Annotated in this window: 16 protein-coding genes; 14 read left to right on the forward strand and 2 right to left on the reverse strand. The window is 50.9% G+C overall.

All coding sequences use genetic code 11. The features are described from left to right. Window positions 1-6 precede the first annotated feature (6 nt). Both HU175_RS04600 and HU175_RS04605 read left to right on the forward strand, forming a co-directional pair. Window positions 7-918, forward strand: a complete 912-nt coding sequence (locus tag HU175_RS04600; RefSeq protein ID WP_176565467.1) for an alpha/beta hydrolase — start codon at window positions 7-9, stop codon at window positions 916-918. Window positions 919-2,104: 1,186 nt separating this feature from the next. Beyond that, the gene (locus HU175_RS04605) at window positions 2,105-3,223 is read left to right on the forward strand and encodes a mechanosensitive ion channel family protein (protein WP_176565468.1); all 1,119 of its coding nucleotides are present in this window, start codon (window positions 2,105-2,107) and stop codon (window positions 3,221-3,223) included. Here HU175_RS04605 and glpK read toward each other — a convergent pair. Together glpK and HU175_RS04615 are read right to left on the reverse strand one after the other, a co-directional pair. Continuing rightward, window positions 3,220-4,722: a glycerol kinase GlpK gene (glpK, locus tag HU175_RS04610; protein WP_176565469.1), complete on the reverse strand. Its 1,503-nt coding sequence runs from the start codon at window positions 4,720-4,722 to the stop codon at window positions 3,220-3,222. The genes HU175_RS04605 and glpK overlap by 4 nt on opposite strands. Window positions 4,723-4,738: 16 nt before the next feature. Then, window positions 4,739-5,464 (reverse strand): MIP/aquaporin family protein, encoded by a 726-nt coding sequence (locus HU175_RS04615; protein WP_176565470.1) that lies wholly within the window; start codon window positions 5,462-5,464, stop codon window positions 4,739-4,741. 215 nt (window positions 5,465-5,679) lie between these two features. On the opposite strand from HU175_RS04615, the gene HU175_RS04620 reads away from it, so the two are divergent. From HU175_RS04620 to porV, 12 genes are all read left to right on the forward strand, one after another. Beyond that, the gene (locus tag HU175_RS04620) at window positions 5,680-6,393 is read left to right on the forward strand and encodes a MotA/TolQ/ExbB proton channel family protein (protein ID WP_176565471.1); all 714 of its coding nucleotides are present in this window, start codon (window positions 5,680-5,682) and stop codon (window positions 6,391-6,393) included. Between the two features lie 53 nt (window positions 6,394-6,446). Continuing rightward, the gene (locus HU175_RS04625) at window positions 6,447-6,839 is read left to right on the forward strand and encodes an ExbD/TolR family protein (RefSeq protein ID WP_176565472.1); all 393 of its coding nucleotides are present in this window, start codon (window positions 6,447-6,449) and stop codon (window positions 6,837-6,839) included. Window positions 6,840-6,945: 106 nt separating this feature from the next. Further along, complete coding sequence (locus HU175_RS04630; RefSeq protein WP_176565473.1) at window positions 6,946-8,532, forward strand: FAD-dependent oxidoreductase; 1,587 nt, start codon at window positions 6,946-6,948, stop codon at window positions 8,530-8,532. Window positions 8,533-8,587: 55 nt separating this feature from the next. Further along, the gene (locus tag HU175_RS04635) at window positions 8,588-9,418 is read left to right on the forward strand and encodes a 3'-5' exonuclease (RefSeq protein ID WP_176565474.1); all 831 of its coding nucleotides are present in this window, start codon (window positions 8,588-8,590) and stop codon (window positions 9,416-9,418) included. A 170-nt stretch (window positions 9,419-9,588) separates the two neighbouring features. After that, a complete protein-coding gene (gene nuoK, locus HU175_RS04640) occupies window positions 9,589-9,933 on the forward strand; it encodes an NADH-quinone oxidoreductase subunit NuoK (RefSeq protein ID WP_176565475.1) in 345 nt (114 codons plus the stop codon). Between the two features lie 59 nt (window positions 9,934-9,992). Then, the gene (gene nuoL / locus HU175_RS04645) at window positions 9,993-11,921 is read left to right on the forward strand and encodes an NADH-quinone oxidoreductase subunit L (RefSeq protein ID WP_176565476.1); all 1,929 of its coding nucleotides are present in this window, start codon (window positions 9,993-9,995) and stop codon (window positions 11,919-11,921) included. A gap of 24 nt (window positions 11,922-11,945) precedes the next feature. Further along, complete coding sequence (locus HU175_RS04650) at window positions 11,946-13,424, forward strand: NuoM family protein (RefSeq protein WP_176565477.1); 1,479 nt, start codon at window positions 11,946-11,948, stop codon at window positions 13,422-13,424. 80 nt (window positions 13,425-13,504) lie between these two features. After that, the gene (locus HU175_RS04655) at window positions 13,505-14,911 is read left to right on the forward strand and encodes an NADH-quinone oxidoreductase subunit N (RefSeq protein WP_176565478.1); all 1,407 of its coding nucleotides are present in this window, start codon (window positions 13,505-13,507) and stop codon (window positions 14,909-14,911) included. A 103-nt stretch (window positions 14,912-15,014) separates the two neighbouring features. After that, window positions 15,015-15,479 carry a GtrA family protein gene (locus HU175_RS04660; protein ID WP_228724321.1) on the forward strand — a complete coding sequence of 155 codons (465 nt, stop codon included), beginning with the start codon at window positions 15,015-15,017 and terminating at the stop codon, window positions 15,477-15,479. A gap of 78 nt (window positions 15,480-15,557) precedes the next feature. After that, on the forward strand, window positions 15,558-16,211 hold the full coding sequence (locus HU175_RS04665) for a sprT domain-containing protein (RefSeq protein WP_176565480.1): 654 nt from the start codon (window positions 15,558-15,560) through the stop codon (window positions 16,209-16,211). Further along, window positions 16,183-19,614: a type IX secretion system sortase PorU gene (gene porU, locus HU175_RS04670; RefSeq protein ID WP_176565481.1), complete on the forward strand. Its 3,432-nt coding sequence runs from the start codon at window positions 16,183-16,185 to the stop codon at window positions 19,612-19,614. The genes HU175_RS04665 and porU overlap by 29 nt, the downstream gene beginning before the upstream one ends. 113 nt (window positions 19,615-19,727) lie before the next feature. Continuing rightward, window positions 19,728-20,933 carry a type IX secretion system outer membrane channel protein PorV gene (gene porV, locus HU175_RS04675; protein ID WP_176565482.1) on the forward strand — a complete coding sequence of 402 codons (1,206 nt, stop codon included), beginning with the start codon at window positions 19,728-19,730 and terminating at the stop codon, window positions 20,931-20,933. Window positions 20,934-20,992 lie beyond the last annotated feature (59 nt).

Consider the following 20,992-nt stretch of genomic DNA (forward strand, 5'->3'; position numbering starts at 1 on the left):
TTGACTATGCGTTACGTTTTAAAGTTTATCCTGCTCTCACTCGTGTGCTCTCAATCTATCTACGCTCAGGAAATTATTAAGCTCTGGCCTGACAATGCTATTCCCAATGCTATTCCGGGTGCGCAGATAACCGAGAAGCGCGAGGTGGATGGTGTGGCACGAGTAAGTAACGTAATGGTCCCAACAATTACGGCCTATTTACCCGCTAAGGACAAACAGACGGGTGCTGCCATTATGATCTGTCCCGGTGGCGGATATGGTATCCTGGCCATTGATCACGAGGGCGAAGAGGTTGCCCGCTGGTTCACTGAAATGGGCATTGCCGCGTTCGTGCTGAAATACCGGCTCCCGAATGAAAAAATTATGACCAATCAGCATGAGGTGCCGCTTATGGATGCGATGCAGGGCATGAAACTGATTCGGGAAAAGGCTACCCAATACGGTATTAATCCGGATAAAATTGGGGTGATGGGTTTCTCAGCGGGTGGTCATCTAGCCTCAACGCTGTCGACCCACTACCATCGAGGAACAGGATCCAGTGAGATGGCTAAGCCCAATTTCAGTATTCTGCTTTACCCCGTTATTACGTTCGGGGAAAAAACGCATAGTGGTTCGCGAGATAACTTGTTGGGTAAGCAGAAATCTCCGGAATTGTTGGCGTATTATTCAAATGAACAGCAGGTAACGGCGCAGACGCCACCCACTTTTCTGGTTCATTCGGAAGATGATAAAGCCGTACCGGTAGAGAATAGCATCAGCTACTACCTAGCCTGTCTGCAAAATGGTGTTCCGGCAGAAATGCATCTGTATCCTAAAGGTGGTCATGGCTACGGACTGCGGACGGCTAATTACGGTTCGCTCAATAACTGGCCGGAAACCTGTAAAGCCTGGCTGGCAGCCCTGGGCCTAACCAAGTAGATAGACTTATACTCGCAAAAATACTCTTTGCCGGTAGAGAGAGTTCAGGAAGGTTCATTGTATGTCCAGGACTACCAGCACAGTTTCGACAAGTCGAACAGGCCACCGAACAGAGCGTTGGACGTAAAGTTAAAGTCGATGAATTTGCGGGTCTATAAACCAGGATGGAGTTCGTAATGACTATGAAATGAACGTCCAACGGCGAATGTTCTTTATATCGATAATCTACTAGAACAGCCTGAGCATCAACAAACTCCAAACGCCAGCCACCAACACGAATAAGCTGGCCTAGAAATTTTCGTTGACAGGAAAACCAGGCTCTAGATCCGTCCCAACGCTACGTAGGCAATGCATCAAAGAACCAGTTTTCAGAGTTCCCGACCGTCATTACAGTTGCTACGTCGCAGAATAGTACCAGCGAAAATTCCAGTAAGCCTGCACAGATTGCCGCAAGGGATAGATAAAAGACATTCCGGGTTCTAAACGGTCCTGTACAAGCGCCCCGGTATAACCATGCGGTCTATGTAACCAATTAGACTGCCTTCCATTGTCAGGTTTCCGGCTTCGATGCCAAGGACGGGAATGAGCATCAACAACTCCAGTGGCCGAGCAAAATAGCGGCAAAAATGCCGTAGCAGGTCCGTTCACTGCGTACGAAAGGAAAAGCAACTGCGCACACATACCCGTGCGCCCAATACGGACCCGCACGATGGGAAAACGCATCTCGTCGAACGATTGTAGGAATAGACTGCTGTTGAGCATAAGACCGGACATGACAAGCGCAAAGCCGCGCCCAATAGCTTTTCGGGCTAGTGTCGCGCGACTATCGCCTTTGTGAGGGCGGCTACCAATTTAGAAATGTATCGAGCGAAAGAAGTCGGCGAACGGGAACGGGTCGGGCGATGGCGGTTTTCTGCGTAGTATTAGTAGCTGACTGCGCACCGTAATCTTTCAGTTTGAACAATGTTATGCAAGAATCGAACAGGAGGCCTGACATGCCCAAATAGTATTCTAGCTCAATGTGAAATTGCGAGGAATAAAGTTCTCCTTTAAAAGATGATGCGAAATGATTAGCTAGATATCTGCGAAAATTTGTTCGTGGCTTGTTGGCTTAAAAGGCGATTTCGAGACAAACATCTTCCTAGGCCTTGCGTTGAACAACTGATGCTCCTTTACTTTTGCAGTTATGCAACAGCAGTTAGATTCCTGGATTCGATCGATTGTACGCTGGGCCGGTTTCATACCCAACCGGGACCTGTCGGGATGGGTATTATTGATTTCGGCCGTTTTGATTGGCTTATTGGTTGATGTAATCGTTACGCAGACGTTACGGTTTATTTCTAACCGGCGGCAGTTTCATACATTGGAATTATTCAAACAGCACATACGCTGGGCATTCTGGGTTTTTGTCCCGTCTCTGTTGTTTCTGCTGGCTACCAATGTGCAGTCGGCCCGGTTTCTGCGTCGCCATCCGGTAGCTGATAAGACCGCCGAAGTTTTGTTTTTAGTGACAGGGACTTGGCTGGTCGTCAAATTGCTGAAGGTCGGGGAGCTGATACTTATTCGCCAGTATGACACGACAAACGACATTAATCTGTCGCAGCGAAAGTTTGTCACACAGGTACGTTTCTTTCGGCGAATCCTGGTCGCCATCGTAGTCATTATTGGCTCCTCGTTGCTTTTACTAAGCTTTCAGGGAAGCCGTCAGGTTGGCCTGAGTGTACTAACATCGGCTGGGGTCATCTCCGTATTGATCGGTTTTGCCGCCCAGAAAACGCTCGCTAATCTAATGGCGGGTATTCAGATTGCCTTCAATCAACAGATTCGGCTGGATGACGCCGTTGTCGTCGAAAATCAGTGGGGACGTGTCGAAGAAATCAATCTGACTACTGTAATTGTGCGTCTCTGGGACCGGCGCCGGATGATTCTTCCCATTACGTATTTCGTCGAAAAACCATTCGAGAACTGGACCCGATCTGATGCCTCGATCACTGGCGCGATACTACTCTATCTGGATTACAATGTTCCGATAGACACTATTCGGGCAAAGGCGCGTGAATTCGTTGAAGCTGATCCTTTATGGAACGGTGAGGTTTTCGCCGTACAGGTGACCGATACCCGGCCGACCTGTGTCGAAATTCGTATTCTGGTCTCAGCCAGTGATGCACCGACTACTTTTGATTTACGGTGTCATATGCGTGAGAAAGTCATTGCGTTCCTGCGCGACGAACACCCCGAAGCACTCCCCCAGACACGACTTGTGCTGGCAGGAGAGCTTCAGCAAACAACAGGTCCGGTAAGCTAGTCTTCCCAGCCAAACGAGCGCTCAATCGCCTTTTGCCAGTCGCGCATTAGTTTCTGACGCTTAGCCTCGTCCATAACTGGCTCATAGGTTTGAGCTACGGCCCAGTTCTGGCGAAGATCATCGAGGTTTTTCCAGTAGCCAACGGCCAGACCAGCTGCGTAGGCCGCCCCCAGCGCTGTTGTTTCGGTCATTTTTGGGCAAACGACAGCCTGATTTAATACGTCCGCCTGAAACTGCATGAGTAATGAGTTGATGACCATGCCGCCATCAACCCGGAGCGATTGCACCGGCATGTCGGCGTCCTGTTCCATGGCGCGCACTACGTCGACTGTCTGGTAAGCCGTAGCCTCCAGAACGGCACGGGCTAAGTGAGCTTTGTTCACAAATCGAGTCAAGCCCGCAATGACCCCCCGGGCATCAGACTTCCAGTGAGGGGCGTACAAACCCGAAAAGGCTGGTACAAAATAAGCCCCCCCGTTGTCTTCCACCGACCGGGCCAGCGTTTCGATCTCGGTACTTTTCTTAATAATGCCCAGATTGTCCCGCAGCCACTGCACCAATGCGCCGGTGATAGCGATGCTGCCCTCGAGCGCAAAATGAACGGGCTGATCTTTGAACTGATAGGCTACGGTGGTTAGTAAACCATACTTTGACGGCCGCAGCTCCGTTCCTGTATTCATCAATAGAAAGCATCCGGTACCATATGTATTCTTGGCCTGACCCGGTTCGAAACAGGTCTGGCCAACCAGCGCTGCCTGCTGATCGCCTAGGATACCGGCGATGGGAACGCCGGGCAATACTTCCGACACAATCTCGCCATACACGTCGCTGCTCGGCCGTATCTGGGGGAGCAACTGATGAGGAATAGTGAAGTCGGCCAGCAATTCATCATCCCAGCTTTGCGTGTGCAGGTTGAAAAGCTGGGTTCGGCTGGCATTTGTTACGTCGGTAATATGCTGCCCCTGAGCCGGGCCACCCGTCAGGTGCCAGATCAGGAAGGTGTCCATGGTGCCAAACAAAGCTTCCCCCTTTTCGGCGTCGGCCCGTAAATCGGGAACGTTATCCAGCAGCCACTTCAGTTTCAAGCCGCTGAAATACGTAGTAATGGGTAGGCCAGTCTTCTCACGAAACCGATCTTGCCCTGCTTCGTGAGCCGAAAACTCGGCAACTAGTCCTGTCGTACGCATATCCTGCCATACCAGGGCGTTGTAATACGGTTTACCCGTTCGCCGGTTCCAGACAACGGTAGTTTCCCGCTGATTTGTAATCCCAACGGCCGCAATATCCTGCGTCGATAAACCCGATTTAATTCGGGCCAGCGCGATAACTTCTAACGTATTGCGCCAGATCTCTTCCGGGTCGTGTTCAACCCAGCCGGGTTGCGGATAAATCTGACGGTGTTCCTTCTGGGCTTGTGAAATAATCTGGCCCTGTCGGTTGAAAACGATACAGCGGGTACTGGTTGTGCCCTGATCGATGGCGGCAATGTAAGTTGACATAACGAGGTAATAAGCTTTATAAGGCAAACCAGCGGATAAGTACACCACCTAGAACGGCTCCAATAAGTGGTCCAGCGATAGGTACCCAGGCGTACGACCAATCGGACGAGCCTTTGCCGGAGATAGGTAAAATGGCATGGGCCAGCCGAGGACCCAGATCCCGAACCGGGCTGATTGCGTAGCCGGTAGGCCCACCAAGCGACAGCCCAATGCTCCAGATCAGAACGCCAACCAGGTAAGGACCAACGCCGATGGCCAGCTCGCCAAGGTGTTTGGACGAAATGCCCGCCAGTCCCAAAATCAGAACTAGAGTCGCCAAGACTTCACTCAGCAGATTGGCCGCTGGACGACGAATGGCGGGGCCGGTCCCGAAGCAGGCTAATTTATCCGCGGGATCGGGCGTAGCGCTCCAGTGGGGCAGGTATTGTAACCAGACTAGGCTCGCGCCAAGAAATGCGCCCGTGAGTTGAGCAATGGAATAAGACACTATGTGAGAATAGTCGCCGGTGGCTACGGCGAAAGCAACCGTAACGGCTGGATTCAGATGGGCATCCACACTGCCAAAGGCTTTCGCAACGAAAATACCAATCGTTACGGCAAAGGCCCATCCTGTTGTTATGACAATCCAGCCGGAGGATTCTCCTTTCGTTTGTTTCAGAACAACGTTGGCGACAACGCCATTACCTAACAATATCAGAACCAATGTACCAATCAGTTCGCCCAGAAAAGGAGAGGTTTGCACGAATCTTTGTGAGTTTAGGAATATTTTGTGCTAATTAAATTACATTTTTCGGAATAAGGCAAATTGATGGCCGCTGATTTGTACGTTATCTAAGTTTATGTACTCATTACAAACGGCTTCATTATCTTTGACGACAATAACCGGTAAAACCGGGTCGTTTGTGCTTAGACAGTTCTGTTCAAAGCGAACATCAGTTAAACTCAGCTATTTTACCTATGCTTTTGCTCCAGGTTCCGGTCACTGATACTACGGCCGCATCGCTGTCGGCCACCTCGGCAGCGGCACAACCCCAAAGTCTCCAACTATTTGATCTAGTAGCCAAAGGCGGTTGGGTAATGATTCCTATCGCTTTTCTTTTCTTTTCAACGCTGTATCTGATTTTTGAACGCTTTTTTGTCATTCGTTCCCAGACAAAAAGCGACGCTAACTTCATTGATAATATCCGGGACATGGTAGCCCAGGGAAATATAAAGTCGGCGGAGTCTTTTGCTAAAAATCAGCGAACGGCTATGGGCCGGGTATTCGAGAAAGCCATTGGCCGGATTGGGTCGCCTATCAAAGAGATCGAAGGAACCGTAGAATCGGTTGGGCAGATCGAACTATCCCGGCTGGAACGGAACATGGGCTACCTGGGAATCATTGCCGGTATCGCGCCTATGCTTGGCTTCATCGGTACCATTTCCGGGATTATCCGGATTTTCTACGACATCTCTCTGTCGGACAACATCAGCGTTGGTATCATTGCGGGTGGTCTGTACGAAAAAATGATCACGTCCGGCGCGGGTCTGATCGTTGGGGTAATTGCCTACACGGGCTATCACCTATTGAACATGATGATCGAAAAATTCACCCTGGCGTTGGAGGTCAACGCGTTCGAATTCATCGAAGTGCTGCAAAAGCCAACCACCGAACCGGCCCGGATGCGTTAAGTCTCCATCATTCATAGCCAGCGATGGCCTGAGTGTTTCAAGATAATTCCTTTATGAAGCTCCGAAGAAAACGCAAGTTTGCTGCCGAAGTCGCTACGTCATCGCTGAACGACATCATGTTCTTTCTGCTGTTGTTCTTCCTTATTATCTCGACGGTAGCCAACCCGAACGTCATCAAACTGATGTTGCCGAAAGCCTCGGCGTCCCAGCAGTTGAGCAAAAAGCAGGTGACTTTGTCGGTGGATGACAAAAAGCAGTACTACATCGACAAACAGCCTGTTTCGCCAGAAAATCTGGAAAATGAACTTAAGACAATCATGGCCGGTATTGCCGAGCCAACCGTTGTTGTGCGTTTTGATAAAGCCCTGACGGTACAGGATCTAGTCGATGTATTACAGACGGGTGCTAAGCTGAACATCAAAATGGTGATGGCTACGTCAAAATAGCCAACCAAGTGTATAAGACACGAGCCGCTCTTCCAGGAGCGGCTTTTTTTATGGCAGTCAATCAATCTGCGGGTCTTGCGGGTTATTTAAAGAAAACTCAACGACTATGATTACAGATTACACCGAAGCCGCTGTGTGCCGGGTTGACGACCTTGCCGACGGTCAGATGAAAGAAGTACAAGTTGGTGATACCGACGTATTACTGGCTCGGGTTGACGGCCAGTTCTACGCGCTGCACCCTAAATGCACGCATTATCAGGCACCGTTAGCCAAGGGGTTGTTAACTGGAACTCAACTTGTATGTCCCTGGCATAATGCCTGTTTCGATGTGCGTAACGGCCATCGGCTCGAAGCACCTGCCCTGAACGGACTGCCCATGCACGAAGTCAGGATTGAGGGTGATCAGGTGTTTGTACGGTTGACAACTGATAAGGAAAGTCTGGAAAATCCCATGACGACGTCCGATGAGAGTAACGAGGAGACTTACGTGATCGTTGGGGGAGGTGGAGCCGGTGCGTTTGCGGCCGAAGGTATGCGCGCCGGAGGTTTCAGTGGGAAAATTGTTCTGCTAAGCGAAAGTCCGGACCGACCCTACGACCGGCCCAACTGCTCGAAAGATTACCTGCAGGGCAAAGCTAAAGAAAGCTGGATGCCTCTGCGCGACGAAGAATTCTACAAAAACTACGGCATCGACGTAAGGCTGGGTGAGCAGGTAACTTCGCTTGATCCTTCTACCAAACGTATCGGCCTGGCGTCGGGCGAATCCATTACGTACGCCAAAGCTATTGTCTGCCCCGGTGGTAAGCCCAATAGTCTGCCTGTTGATGGTATTGATCTGCCGGGTGTTTATCCATTACGTAGTTTGCAGGACAGCCGAAAACTACGCGAACTGGGGAAAGAAGGCAAGCGGGTGGTTATCATTGGTAGCTCATTCATTGGTCTGGAAGGCGCAATGAGCCTGAAAAAGCTGGGCAGTGACGTAACCGTTGTCGGCCAAGAGAAAGTACCTTTCGAGAAGATCTTGGGTGATAAAGTAGGGAAAGTCGTTCAGGGGTGGCATGAGAAAGAAAACATCCAGTTCCATTTGGGACGTAATGTAGCACGGCTGGAAGGTAACGAGTCTGTTGAGGCTGTAGTACTGGATAACGGCGAACGGATTCCGGCAGATTTTGTCCTGTTGGGGCTAGGGGTTAAACCCAATACCAGTTTTCTTCACAATATCGAGATCGAAAAAGACGGGGGCGTAAAAACGGACGAATACCTGAAACTGGCCGATGACCTTTACGCAGCGGGCGACATTGTCCATTATCCCACAACAGATGGAGCAGAACGCATCGAACACTGGAAAGTGGCCGGGCAGCAAGGACACGTAGCCGGGTTGAACATGGCTGGCGATACGCCGAAAGAAAAGTACAATATGGTACCTTTCTTCTGGACAAACCAGCAGGGTAAACGACTCAACTACATCGGCCATACTACCCAGATCGACGAGGTTATTTACGACGGCGACCCGGAGAAAGACGATTCGTTCCTGGCTTTTTACGTACAGGGGGGCAAGGTAAAAGCTGTTGCCGGACTAAAACGGGATACCGATATTATTGCCATTAAAGAGTTGATGCAGGCTGGTAAAATGCCCGAACCCACGGCTGATTTGCAGGGGGTTGACTGGGTTGATGCGCTGAAAAACGCCTGATTCCGCTAAAAGGTGTTTACCTTTGTTACCGGCCGTAGTAAGTTTCGGTTTGGTTATGACGCATCAACTTGTACTCAAAAAGCCCCTTGCTTTCTTTGATCTGGAAACAACGGGAATCAATACGACAAAGGACCGTATCATCGACATCTGCATCATAAAAGCGCTGCCCGGCGGAGATGTAGTGCGCAAAACGCAGCGCGTAAATCCGGGAATGCCTATTCCGCTGGAATCGAGTATGATTCACGGGATTTATGATGAAGATGTCGTTGATGCCCCCCTGTTCAAAGCCGTTGCCCGGAATTTGGCGCAGTTTCTGGAAGGCTGCGATCTGGCTGGATTTAATTCCAATCGGTTCGACGTGCCGCTTCTGGTTGAAGAGTTCCTGCGGGCTAATGTCGACTTCGACGTAAAGAACCGTCGTACGGTGGATGCACAACGGATTTTTCACCTTATGGAGCCCCGCAACCTGACGGCGGCCTACAAATTCTATTGTAACAAAGAACTGATCGGTGCTCACGGGGCCGAAGCTGACACGATCGCTACGTTCGAAGTGCTAGATGCGCAGGTGCAGCGTTACGTCGGTATGGTTACCAAGGCCGACAGTGGACAGGATCTGGTGTTTGAAAATAATATCGATATGCTGCACGAGCTGACGGCCAACAAGAACGTGGACCTGGCCGGTCGGATCGTCCTGAATGAGAAGGGCGAAGAGGTATTCAACTTCGGAAAACACAAGGGCCTGCCGGTACTCGATGTCTTGAAAAAAGAGCCTTCGTTCTACGACTGGATGCTGAAAGGGGAGTTCCCGCTCGATACCAAACGGCGACTGACCGAGATCCGGTTACGTATGTTCAGCAATGGTCTGAATATCGTCACAAAACGATAATTGGTACTGACTAATTAGGATTTCATGGTTTTGCCGGTGTTTAGAAGCAGTATAAACTTGTACAGAAATGGGGCAAAAGAGGCCTAATTCAAAACGGATGCCCGCCGTTGCCTTTCCCCCGTTAGGAATAATTTCTACATTTACGGAACTATTTCAATAATTGGCTACCAATGCAACCTACGCAGGACGTTCTTATTCCTGAAGTTATTCAGCAGATACCGCTCACGTACTACCTGATTCTCAGCACGGCTCTGTTTGTTATCGGAATTATTGGGGTACTTACGCGACGCAACGCTATCATTATCTTTATGTCCATCGAGCTGATGCTGAATGCGGTCAATCTGCTGTTGATTGCGTTTTCGTCGTATCGGTCGGACCCGTCAGGGCAGGTTTTCGTCTTTTTCATTATGGCCGTTGCTGCTGCCGAGGTAGCTGTTGGACTGGCTATTATCGTAATGATCTATCGGAACACCCGCTCCATCGACATTGGCCTGCTCAACAAGTTGAAATGGTAGTCAAGTCGTAAACAGCGCATCTTTTAACCAAAGTCAGCCCATTGTTGGCTGAGACGTATATGCAGATAGAACTACTCTGTGCGTTAATTCCTCTTTTCCCGTTACTTGGTTTCTTAATCAATGGCATCGGTTTCCGCCGGGTTCCCAAGGGACTGGCGGGCGGTTTGGCAACAGCAGCTGTACTCGCTTCGTTTATCCTCGTCATCGTTCTATTCCGGGCGTTTCTCGGCAACGAAGCACAAGCGGGCGCACCCGCTCCTTTGGTCGCTACCCTCTTCGACTGGATCAGTGTTGGCGACTTGCACATCAACTTCTCGTTCCAGATTGACCAGTTATCGCTGCTCATGCTACTCGTGGTAACAGGCGTTGGTACGCTGATTCACCTCTACAGCATTGGCTACATGAAGCACGATGAGGGATTTGGCAAGTTTATGGCTTTCCTGAACCTGTTCATTTTCTTCATGCTCCTGCTGGTGATGGGTTCCAACTACGTCATCATGTTCATTGGCTGGGAGGGCGTTGGTCTGTGCTCGTTCCTGCTGATTGGCTTCTGGAACAAAAACGTCGACTATAACTACGCTGCCCGGAAAGCGTTCGTCATGAACCGTGTGGGTGACCTGGGTTTCCTGCTGGGTATATTCTTCCTGATCAATACCTTCGGTACGGTTGAATACATCGACGTGTTCAAGCAGGCAACTAGTCTGCCAATGGGCGATCAGACCGTTTTCCTGATTACTATTCTGCTGTTTGTCGGCGCGATGGGTAAATCGGCGCAGGTACCACTGTACACCTGGCTTCCTGATGCCATGGCGGGGCCAACCCCCGTATCGGCGCTGATTCACGCAGCAACCATGGTAACGGCCGGAATCTACATGGTGGTACGGTCGAATGTACTGTTCACGCTGGCACCCATGACGCTGGAAATTATCAGTTGGATCGCGATCGTGACGGCGCTGTTGGCGGCTTCGATTGGCCTGCTGCAGAATGATATCAAGAAGGTACTGGCTTACTCAACTGTTTCGCAGTTAGGGTATATGTTTCTGGGATTAGGAGCTACGGCCTATACGGCGGGCATGTTCCATGTCATCACCCATGCCTTCTTCAAGGCACTGCTCTTTCTAGGAGCGGGTAGCGTTATTCACGCTATGTCCGACGAGCAGGATATCCGGAAGATGGGTGGCCTGCGGAAAGCACTGCCTGTTACGTTCATTACGTTCCTGATTGGGACTATTGCTATCTCGGGGTTGCCTCCATTCGCGGGTTTCTTCTCAAAAGATGAGATTCTAGCCCATGTGTTCGAACATAACAAGCTGCTGTGGGCACTAGGCCTGCTGGGTTCTGGTCTGACGTCGTTCTACATGTTCCGGCTGCTGTTCCTGACGTTCTTCGGCGAGTTCCGGGGGACGGAAGATCAGAAGCATCACCTGCATGAGTCGCCGGTGACGATGACCGCACCCTTGGTCGTGCTGGCGGTTCTGTCGGCCATTGGCGGCTTGCTGAATCTGCCCGGTTCGGGCTGGCTGGGTGAGTTCATGGCTCCCCTGTTCGAGAATTCACGGCAGGTGAATCCGGAAGCGTTCGCTGAATCGACCATTGAACACAGTACCGAGTATATCCTCATGGCTGTTTCGGCTGGCGTAGCCTTACTGGCGCTGGGTCTGGCCTACGTGATGTACATCAGCCGTTCAGCCGTACCTGCGCCTGATTCGGCTGAGCGGTCAGCGCCAGAGCAGGTTATTTACAACAAATACTACGTTGATGAGATCTACGAAACCATCATCGTTCGCCCAATTCGGGGGATGGGCGATGCCTTCTACAGTTTTGGCGAATTTGTCATCGATGGGGTGGTAAACGGTGTTGCGTGGCTGGTTCGGCAAAGCGCTGCGCAGCTGCGCCTGCTGCAGAATGGGTCCATTGGCTTCTACGTGCTGGCTATGGTGGTAAGCATGGTTGTGATCTTTGCCCTTCGTTTCTTTATCCGTCTCTGACCCACCCGCTTCTGATCGAATCATATGCTAACTCTTGCTTTAATTCTTTTACCAGTCGTCGCGGCTATCGTCACGCTCATTGCATCGGGAGATACGGCAAAGCGGCTGGCGTTTGGGGCAGCTATCGTCGAACTCGGTTTAGCTATCTACGCCTTTACGACCTTTACGCCTGACGCTACTTCTCAATTTGGTTTCGACTACCCCTGGATTGGCTCGCTGGGCATTCGCTTTAGTGCCGGTATCGATGGTATCAGTCTATTATTGGTATTGCTGACCACCTTCCTAGTTCCGTTCATTATCCTGTCTACGTTTGATCGTACCTACGAACGGCCCGGCACATTCTACGCCCTGATGCTATTCATGCAGGCAGCTCTGGTAGGCGTGTTTACGGCGCGGGACGGTTTCCTGTTTTACCTGTTCTTCGAAGCCGCTCTGATTCCTATTTACTTCCTGGCTGCGATGTGGGGTGGCGAAAACCGGATTCCTGTTACGTTTAAATTCTTCGTTTACACGATTTTCGGCAGTTTGTTCATGCTGCTGGCGCTGGTTTACCTGTACTATCAGACACCAGTCACAGCAACCTCAGCTCACTCGTCAGCTATTGTTGATTTCTACAGATTACAACTGACTCCCAAAGCGCAGGGCCTGCTATTCTGGGCGTTCTTTATTGCGTTTGCCATTAAAATGCCGGTCTTTCCGTTTCATACCTGGCAGCCTGATACGTATGTAGAGTCGCCAACACCAGCGACTATGCTGTTGGCGGGGATTATGCTAAAAATGGGCGTGTACGGTTTGATTCGGTTCATTCTGCCGATTGTGCCACTGGGTGTCGAAACCTGGGGGATGACAGCTATTGTGTTATCCGTAATCGGAATCGTTTACGGATCGATCATTGCAATCCGGCAGCGGGACATGAAGCGGCTGATTGCTTACTCGTCGTTCTCGCACGTGGGCCTGATGGCTGCTGGTGTTTTCTCGCAAACCGAAACCGGTATGCAGGGGGCACTCGTACAGATGCTGGCTCACGGCATCAACGTAGTGGGGATGTTCTTTATCGCCGACATTATTTTTTCCCGGACCCAAACGCGGCAGCTGGATCAACTGGGCGGCATTACCCGCACCACGCCAAAGCTGACGGTGTACTTCATGGTCATGCTACTAGGTAGTGTGGCCCTACCGCTGACGAATGGCTTTGTTGGAGAATTCCTATTACTGCACGGCGTTTTCTCGTATAATCACTACCTGGGGTTGGCTGCTGGTTTTACCATTATCTTCGGCGCGGTCTACATGCTCCGGATGTTCCAGAAAAGTATGTTCGGTCCCGTCTCAACCCGTACCGAATCGTTTGCTGATCTGAGCAGCTCCGAAAGTCTGGTTTTCATTCCGCTGGTGATTATGGTGTTCTGGATCGGTATTTATCCGCATACGTTTCTACGGGTTACAGAACCTGCTGTTGTCAGCCTGATGAAATACATTGGCACGACGGCTGTTTCCATGAAATAAATTCGTTGGCGGTCACCGATTTTCGTCGAATCGGGGACTCTGCCGTAGCACTATAATTATTTAACCGTCCATCTGCTAAGATGCTGTCCATCATTCTGTTATCGGTTTTTGGTATTGCTATGCTGTTTCTGGGTTTCATGAAGTCACGAACCGTGTTGCTGCCAGCTGCGCTTCTTTTCATACTTGTTACACTCGTTGTTAATTTTCTCGATTGGGGTAAGAACTACCTCTATTTCAACGGGATGCTACGTACTGATAACCTGTCAATGGTCTTCACTGCAATTGTGCTGGGGTCGGCGTTTCTGGTAATTGCCCTATCGAACAGCTTTATTGAAGATGAAGAGGCTCAGCCGGCTGAATACTATGCCATCATTCTCTTCTCGCTGGTAGGCGCCATTATGATGATCAGCTACGAAAACCTGATTATGCTGTTTGTCGGTGTTGAGATCCTGTCGGTGGCTATGTACGTACTAACTGGTAGTGATAAACGAAACCTGCGGTCGAACGAAGCTGCGCTGAAGTACTTTCTGATGGGCGCTTTCGCTACCGGCATTATGTTGTTTGGTATGGCGCTGCTGTACGGTGCAACGGGCTCGTTTACATTAGCCGGAATGGCTGCTTACACACCCAATATGCAAATGGGCCTGTCGCTGCTCATCTACGTTGGTCTGCTGTTGCTGTTGATTGGACTGCTGTTTAAAGTATCGGCGGCACCGTTTCACTTCTGGACGCCCGACGTGTACGATGGCGCACCAACCATCTTCACTGCTTTTATGTCGACGGTCGTGAAAACGGCTGGTTTTGCGGCTCTGCTTAAATTATTATCTCTTTCGTTCGATGGTATCTATCCATTCTGGTGGATGATTCTGGCGGTTATTACGGCTATCACGCTGGTGGCAGGCAACGTAACAGCTGTTTATCAGAACAGCTTCAAGCGGATGATGGCCTACTCCAGTATCTCGCACGCGGGCTATCTGCTGATTGGTCTGGCGGCTCTGAGCGCGCTGACCAAACAGGCCATCGTCTTTTACTCGCTGGCCTATTCCGTCGCAACCATCTCGGCGTTTGGAGTATTGCTGCTCGTTGCCAAGCAACGTAATGCCCAGACCATTTCGGGTGAGGGCGTGATGACCGAAAGTTTTGACGCTTTTAATGGCCTGGCCCGGCAGAACCCGTTACTGGGTTTTGCCATGACGGTTTCGATGCTGTCCCTAGCCGGAATTCCACTGACGGCGGGTTTCTGGGGAAAATTCTACGTGTTCTCCAGTGCGGTCGACCGGGGAATGATCTGGCTGCTGGTTGTCGCCGTACTGATGTCGGCCATTGGTATCTATTATTACTTCCGCGTGATTATTGCCATGTACTTCCGTGACGGAGCTACGGAGCCGATTCAGGTAGCGCCTTTTTATCGTTACGTCCTGCTGGCGGCTATCCTGCTGACGGTTGGCCTTGGTCTGGCACCGGGTTTGCTGGAAGGCTTATTCTAAAAGCATATTGAGCCTTGTTTCGACAGTAGCTAAGGCAAGAAGTCTACTTTTGCCTTAGTTAATGCTCAACAGCAATCACCCTTTTATTTGTGCAGAAGTGAATGTGAGAAGTATACCGCCACCAAAGCGCCAGGAAGTCAGGACCTTTCTCACGTATTTTTTAACGGCGCTGCTTGGAGCCTCCATTAATTTTATCAGTCGAATCTTCTATCGAAACTTCTTCGATTTCGATACCAGTGTTTTGTGCGGCTACCTGACTGCTACCATTTTAACCTTTATTCCCACGAAGCGCTACGCTTTTGCCGCAGCCGAAACCGGAAATACAGGCCGGGAAGCCGTTAAATTTTTGCTGATTGCCCTGCTGGCTCTGCTTGTGCAGGTGTACGGTGCCAAATATACCCTTCATTACGTCGCTAATCCGTTACTGCCCAGAACGCCCCAGTTGTGGCGCGAAACAGGCTCGCATGTGGTAGGCATGGGTATGAGTTTCATGGCAAATTACTTCGGCCATAAACTGCTGACGTTCCGCAGTACGGGAGTGTACGATCGGTTCCGACAAAGACGGTAAAGTCAGACCGCGCCGATGCAGTAGTCCGATAAATCGCCTGAAAGCCTTATTTTTATAAGGCTTTTTGATTTCAGGACGTTGACAGACCTTTTTACTCAATATTTTTCCGGACAGTCGACTGTTTACTGCCGTCAGCTGTGGCAACAATACGGGTTTGGTTTTCGGGTAGTACGGCCGCGTCGATCCAAACTCGGAGATTTCAGGGCTTACCCGGATGGACGAACGCAGGTTACGGTCAATGCCGACCTGAACCCGCACGCTTTTCTGATTACGTACGTGCATGAAGTAGCCCATGCAGCTGTTCATCTGGCCTACCGGAAACGGTACCAGCAGAATCGTCTGCTGGGTAAACGCACCCGGCGGCCCCAGCCACACGGAACAGAATGGCAAATAACCTTCAATCAACTCATGCAGCCCCTGCTCACTGAGTCGGTTTTTCCTACTGTCGTTCTCGGCCCGTTGCGGCAATATATGCAGAAACCAGCCGCGACGACATCGGCCAATCCGGTGCTGATGCATGCATTACGCCAGTTCGACGACAGCCCGTTGGAGCCTGTTGATCCCAGCCGGATGTTACTGCGCGATATTCCTGAGGGAGGTTCGTTCCGACTTGGAAAAAAGACCTTTGTGCGGGGTACGTTACGTCGGACCCGCGTCGTTTGTAAAGAGATAACATCCGGTAGTTCTTACGCAATTCTGGCTCATGCATGGGTGGAAAAAAGCAGCCTGTAGCTTATGGCTCATTCTTCTGATTATTAGTTCGTTGCCTGGCTGGTCACAGACGGTAACTAACTCGGTGCTACGTGAGGGTGTCTGGGTGAAAATAGGTGTTACTACGTCTGGCATATACCGACTCGATCAGCCTACGCTTAGTAGCATCAATGCCGCTTTTGCTGGGGCCGACCCACGACAGCTGCGGCTCTACGGAAATGGGGGCGCTATGTTACCTCAGGCCAATGATACTCCCCGTGCCAGCGATCTAACCGAAAATGCCATTCAGGTTACGGGTGAAGCAGACGGCCGGTTTGACGCCGGTGACGCGATTGTATTTTACGGCCAGTCACCCCATACTATTCACTACGATACGCTCAACCGACGGTTTACGCACCAGAAAAACGTCTACTCCGACACCACGTTTTATTTTCTGACGATTGGGGCATCGGCCGGATTGCGGGTCAGCACGCAGGCTGTTAGTACGTTGCTTAAGGGCTCTTCAGCTGACACAGCCGTCATTTCCAGCTTTGAGGATTACCAGTTTCACGAGAAGGATGCTCTCAAGATATCGTATGTTCATTCTGGACGCGAGTGGCTAGGGGAGGACCTGAGCATCGATACGTTGACAGCCATCAACTTTTCTGTGCCCGGTATGGCGGCAGGGGCTACTGTTCGGCTTGGAGCATCAGTTGTGGCGAGGGCTACCGAAACTACGCTGTTCCGGCTGCGATCAAATAGGCAGGAAGTAGGGGTGCTGGATATGGGCGTTATCTCGGGATATGAGTACGACTATCAGGGCGTGGCCCGTACGGATACGTTTGTGACCAAATCGGCTGCTGCCGATGCACTACCGCTGACAGTTGGTTATCAAAAAAATAGATTGACAGCAGCGCAGGGGTATTTGAATTATCTGAGCGTTCAGGTTCGGCGCGAACTGCGTCAATATGGTCAGGCTACCTGTGTGCGTCGATTACCCGCCGGGCAATACGCCGTTCGACAGGCTACGACGGGACTACGGGTATGGGACGTAACCAATCCGCTAATTCCTTCCGTGCAGAGCTATTCACTAACAGCGGGAGAAGCTAGCTGGACTGCCAAGCGTCAGGGCGACTATTTTCTGTTCACCGACGCGCAGATGCAGACGCCTGCTTCTGTAAAGACAATTGCCGTACAAAACGTGCACGGGCAATCGACACCAGACCTGCTCATTGTTGCGCCCGCTGCCTGGCAGGCCCAGGCCGAACGTCTGGCAGCTTACCGGCGGGAGCACGATAAACTGTCGGTTCTGGTTGTGACGACCCAGCAGGTTTTCAATGAATTTGGCTCCGGTCAGGCCGACCCGACGGCGATACGTGATGCCGCCCGTTATTTCTACAATCAATCGCCCGGTAAGCTCCAGTATTTGCTACTCTTCGGTGATGCGACCTATGATTATCGGAATATTGCCGGGATGAATACGGCTACCGATCTGGCGAATATGGTACCAGTGTACGAAAGCCGGGAGTCGCTGCATCCCGTACTTAGTTATTCGTCCGACGATTATTTTGGATTTATGCAGCCCAGCCAGGGCGAGTGGTGGGAAGATTATAGCAACGATCACCGGATGGACATTGGCGTGGGGCGTTTACCGGTCAAATCGATTGACGAAGCAAAAACTGTTGTCGACAAACTGATTCGTTACGGCTCTGATCAAACCCTGCTGGGCGATTGGCAAACGAAGGTAATGGTGGTAGCCGACGATGGCGATTACAATCTTCACCAGCAGGACGCTAATGAACTGGCTAAGCTTATTGAAACCACCGATCCCGCGTATCGGCCGGAACGGATTTTTCTGGACAACTACGTTCAGGAAACGACCAGCCTGGGTCAGCGTGTTCCGGCCGTTAATCAGCTCATCAGTCAGTCAATGGTGGATGGGAGACTGATTATCAACTACAGTGGACATGGGGGCGTATCAACGCTGGCCGATGAGCAGATCGTTACGTTGCAGGATATTCTGAACTGGCGCAACAAACGGCTTCCGCTCCTGGTAACCGCTACCTGTCAGTTTGGCCGGTACGATGATCCGAACGCTAACTCGGGGGCCGAACTGGCGCTGTTAAGCCGACTGGGGGGCGCTATTGCCCTGCTGTCAACCACCAGGCCTGTATATGCTAATTCTAATCTGCTGATCAACAAAGCCTTTTATAAGGCGGTTTTTACGCCTGTTAATGGGACGATGCCGCGTTTGGGGGATGTCATGCGGGTAACCAAGAACGCTAGTCTGAGTGGCCCGCTCAACCGAAATTTTACGCTCCTTGGGGATCCATCCATGCGACTGGCTTATCCGGAAGCCAGCGTAGCGCTGACGAAAGTGAACAGCCACACCCTGGCTGCGGGTCAACTCGATACGCTGCGGGCTCAGCAAACGGTCGAACTAGCGGGCGAAATTCGGCTGGGAACGGAACGAATGACCAGTTTTTCGGGAACGATTCAGCTGAGTCTGTTCGACAAAAAAACGACCCGGACCACGCTCGGTACAGAAGCATCCAGTCCCCGAATGAGCTATGAGGAGTACGCCAACCCCATTTTTACGGGCCGGATAGCCGTTCAGCAGGGGCAGTTTGTGCTGAAGTTCATTATGCCGAAGGACATAAATTACACTGTTGGACAGGCAAAACTACAGAGTTATGCGATTCAATCCGACAGTCTGATGACGGCTATCGGCAGCTACGAAAATCTGCGGATTGGGGGGAGTATAGTCACGGATAGCCTTGATAACCAGCCACCAACGGTAACGATGAACGTGTTAAACGGTACGCGCCAGGGAGAAGAGGTACAGGCGGTGGGGCCAGCGGTTACGCTGCTTGTTGATCTGCAGGACAATCGGGGCATTAATATTGCTAGGTCGGGCTTAGGGCATGAGCTCACGATCCAGCTGGAAGGGCAGTCGCCAGTCATACTCAACGATCTGTATGTGGCCACAGGAAATGATGGGCGACAGGGGCAGGTTCGCTATACGTTTCAGAACGTGTTGCCGGGTACGTACCGGGTACGAGTGAAAGCCTGGGATATTAACAATAATTCAACGGAGGCCGCGTTGAGCATAGTAGTTTCGGAGCGCCCAAGGCTGCATGTACAGCGTTTGTGGGCCATGCCAAACCCGGTCGTTACGCAAACCACCCTGACTGCTGACCTGAACCGGACGGGCGAAGCGCTCGACTGGACAACGAGCGTCTATGATCTCAACGGGTTGTTGGTAACTCAGCAGACGGGGCAGTGTACCGATTGTCCGGCAGCGGTGGAGGTGGGTAGCTGGGATGGGCGAAGCAGTATCGGGAGTTCAGTACCGGTCGGGACGTATATCATGCGCCTGCAGATTCGTTCGGCATCGGATGGATCGACGGCCACCAGTAGTGGTCGATTACTGCTTACCCGTTGATTTGCAGACTTGATTTAATGCATTTTTTCTAATCAAAGGTTTCCTTGTATTTTTGACCCATAAGACTGTTTCATTCACTCCAACTATTGCGGTCTTTGATCAACCTTCTCTGTATGAAGCGTACTTTTTCCCGTGTCTTTATCGGCGTTTGTAGTTTATTTCCGTTCGTCGTTTCTGCTCAAACCCAACCTGTGCAAACGCTCAATGGCGGAATTGGTATCCCAACATCGTCGGTTCCTTTTCTGAATTTTACGCCCGATGCGCGTTCGGGAGCTTTGGGAGAAACCGGGGTCGCCATGCCAGACGCCGATGCAAACTCAATTTTCTGGAATCCATCCAAACTTGTTTTTGCGAAGCAGGACAAAGGTGCCTCGATTTCGTATACACCCTGGCTGCGGGAAATTGTCAACGATATGTACTACACGTACCTGAGCGGTTACTCCAAGCTGGGAAAGAACTCAGTTATTGGTGGTTCGCTGATGTACTTTGATCTGGGAACCGTCGATTTCACAACGGCAACCGGTGTCGCAGCTGGTTCGTTCAACTCCCGTGAATACGCCATAACGGCTTCATACGTACAGCGCCTTTCGCAAAATTTCTCACTGGGTGTTAATCTCAAATATCTGAACTCGAACCTCGCAGCTGGCAGCAGCAATGTAGGACTGAAGCCGGGAGCTACTGCGGCCGCTGATATTAGCGCGTTCTATCGGAACGAAATTCGTGATAACTCAACCGGGAAAGGGCTGGGTTGGGCGTTTGGGGGTATGCTCTCTAATCTGGGCGGCCGGATCAATTATGGCGGTCTGGAGCGGTACTATATTCCCACAAATCTACGCCTGGGAGCATCGTTGACCTATTATGCCGATCAGTACAACAAGTTTAACTTTATGGTGGACTTTAATAAACTGATGACGCCAACGCCAAATATTCAGAATGTTGGCGGTGCACCGGTGAATGTGAATAATAACAAAAATTATTTCAGCGCAGTCTTTGGCTCGTTTGCTGATGCGCCCGGCGGATTTAGTGAAGAACTGAAGGAAGTCACCGTGTCGACTGGAGTTGAATACTGGTATAATGAGCAGTTTGCGGCCCGGGCCGGCTATTTCGGGGAATCAAACCTGAAAGGTGGTCGGAAATATGCTACGGCTGGTCTTGGCCTTCGCCTGAAACAAAGTTTCGGTGTCGATTTCTCGTACATTGTTCCCATCAGACAGGGCAGTCCGCTGGCGAATACGTTCCGGATATCACTCCTGATCAATCTGGCTAATGCCAATCGCGTCTTCAGCGATGACGAACCTGTCAACGACGACGACAACTAGCCTCAGCCTTACCAGTAGATTTTAACACGTTTCGATTTTTAGACGCATTGTCGTCATTG

The sequence above is a fragment of the Spirosoma sp. KUDC1026 genome (genome assembly GCF_013375035.1).
Lineage (GTDB): Bacteria > Bacteroidota > Bacteroidia > Cytophagales > Spirosomataceae > Spirosoma.

What these genes read in the sequence shown, in the direction of transcription:
- HU175_RS04600 (WP_176565467.1), top strand. Translation starts at nt 7, where the DNA reads ATGCGTTACGTTTTAAAGTTTATCCTGCTCTCACTCGTGTGCTCTCAA.
- HU175_RS04605 (WP_176565468.1), top strand. Translation starts at nt 2,105, where the DNA reads ATGCAACAGCAGTTAGATTCCTGGATTCGATCGATTGTACGCTGGGCC.
- glpK (WP_176565469.1), bottom strand. Translation starts at nt 4,722, where the DNA reads ATGTCAACTTACATTGCCGCCATCGATCAGGGCACAACCAGTACCCGC.
- HU175_RS04620 (WP_176565471.1), top strand. Translation starts at nt 5,680, where the DNA reads ATGCTTTTGCTCCAGGTTCCGGTCACTGATACTACGGCCGCATCGCTG.
- HU175_RS04625 (WP_176565472.1), top strand. Translation starts at nt 6,447, where the DNA reads ATGAAGCTCCGAAGAAAACGCAAGTTTGCTGCCGAAGTCGCTACGTCA.
- HU175_RS04630 (WP_176565473.1), top strand. Translation starts at nt 6,946, where the DNA reads ATGATTACAGATTACACCGAAGCCGCTGTGTGCCGGGTTGACGACCTT.
- HU175_RS04635 (WP_176565474.1), top strand. Translation starts at nt 8,588, where the DNA reads ATGACGCATCAACTTGTACTCAAAAAGCCCCTTGCTTTCTTTGATCTG.
- nuoK (WP_176565475.1), top strand. Translation starts at nt 9,589, where the DNA reads ATGCAACCTACGCAGGACGTTCTTATTCCTGAAGTTATTCAGCAGATA.
- nuoL (WP_176565476.1), top strand. Translation starts at nt 9,993, where the DNA reads ATGCAGATAGAACTACTCTGTGCGTTAATTCCTCTTTTCCCGTTACTT.
- HU175_RS04650 (WP_176565477.1), top strand. Translation starts at nt 11,946, where the DNA reads ATGCTAACTCTTGCTTTAATTCTTTTACCAGTCGTCGCGGCTATCGTC.
- HU175_RS04655 (WP_176565478.1), top strand. Translation starts at nt 13,505, where the DNA reads ATGCTGTCCATCATTCTGTTATCGGTTTTTGGTATTGCTATGCTGTTT.
- porU (WP_176565481.1), top strand. Translation starts at nt 16,183, where the DNA reads ATGCATGGGTGGAAAAAAGCAGCCTGTAGCTTATGGCTCATTCTTCTG.
- porV (WP_176565482.1), top strand. Translation starts at nt 19,728, where the DNA reads ATGAAGCGTACTTTTTCCCGTGTCTTTATCGGCGTTTGTAGTTTATTT.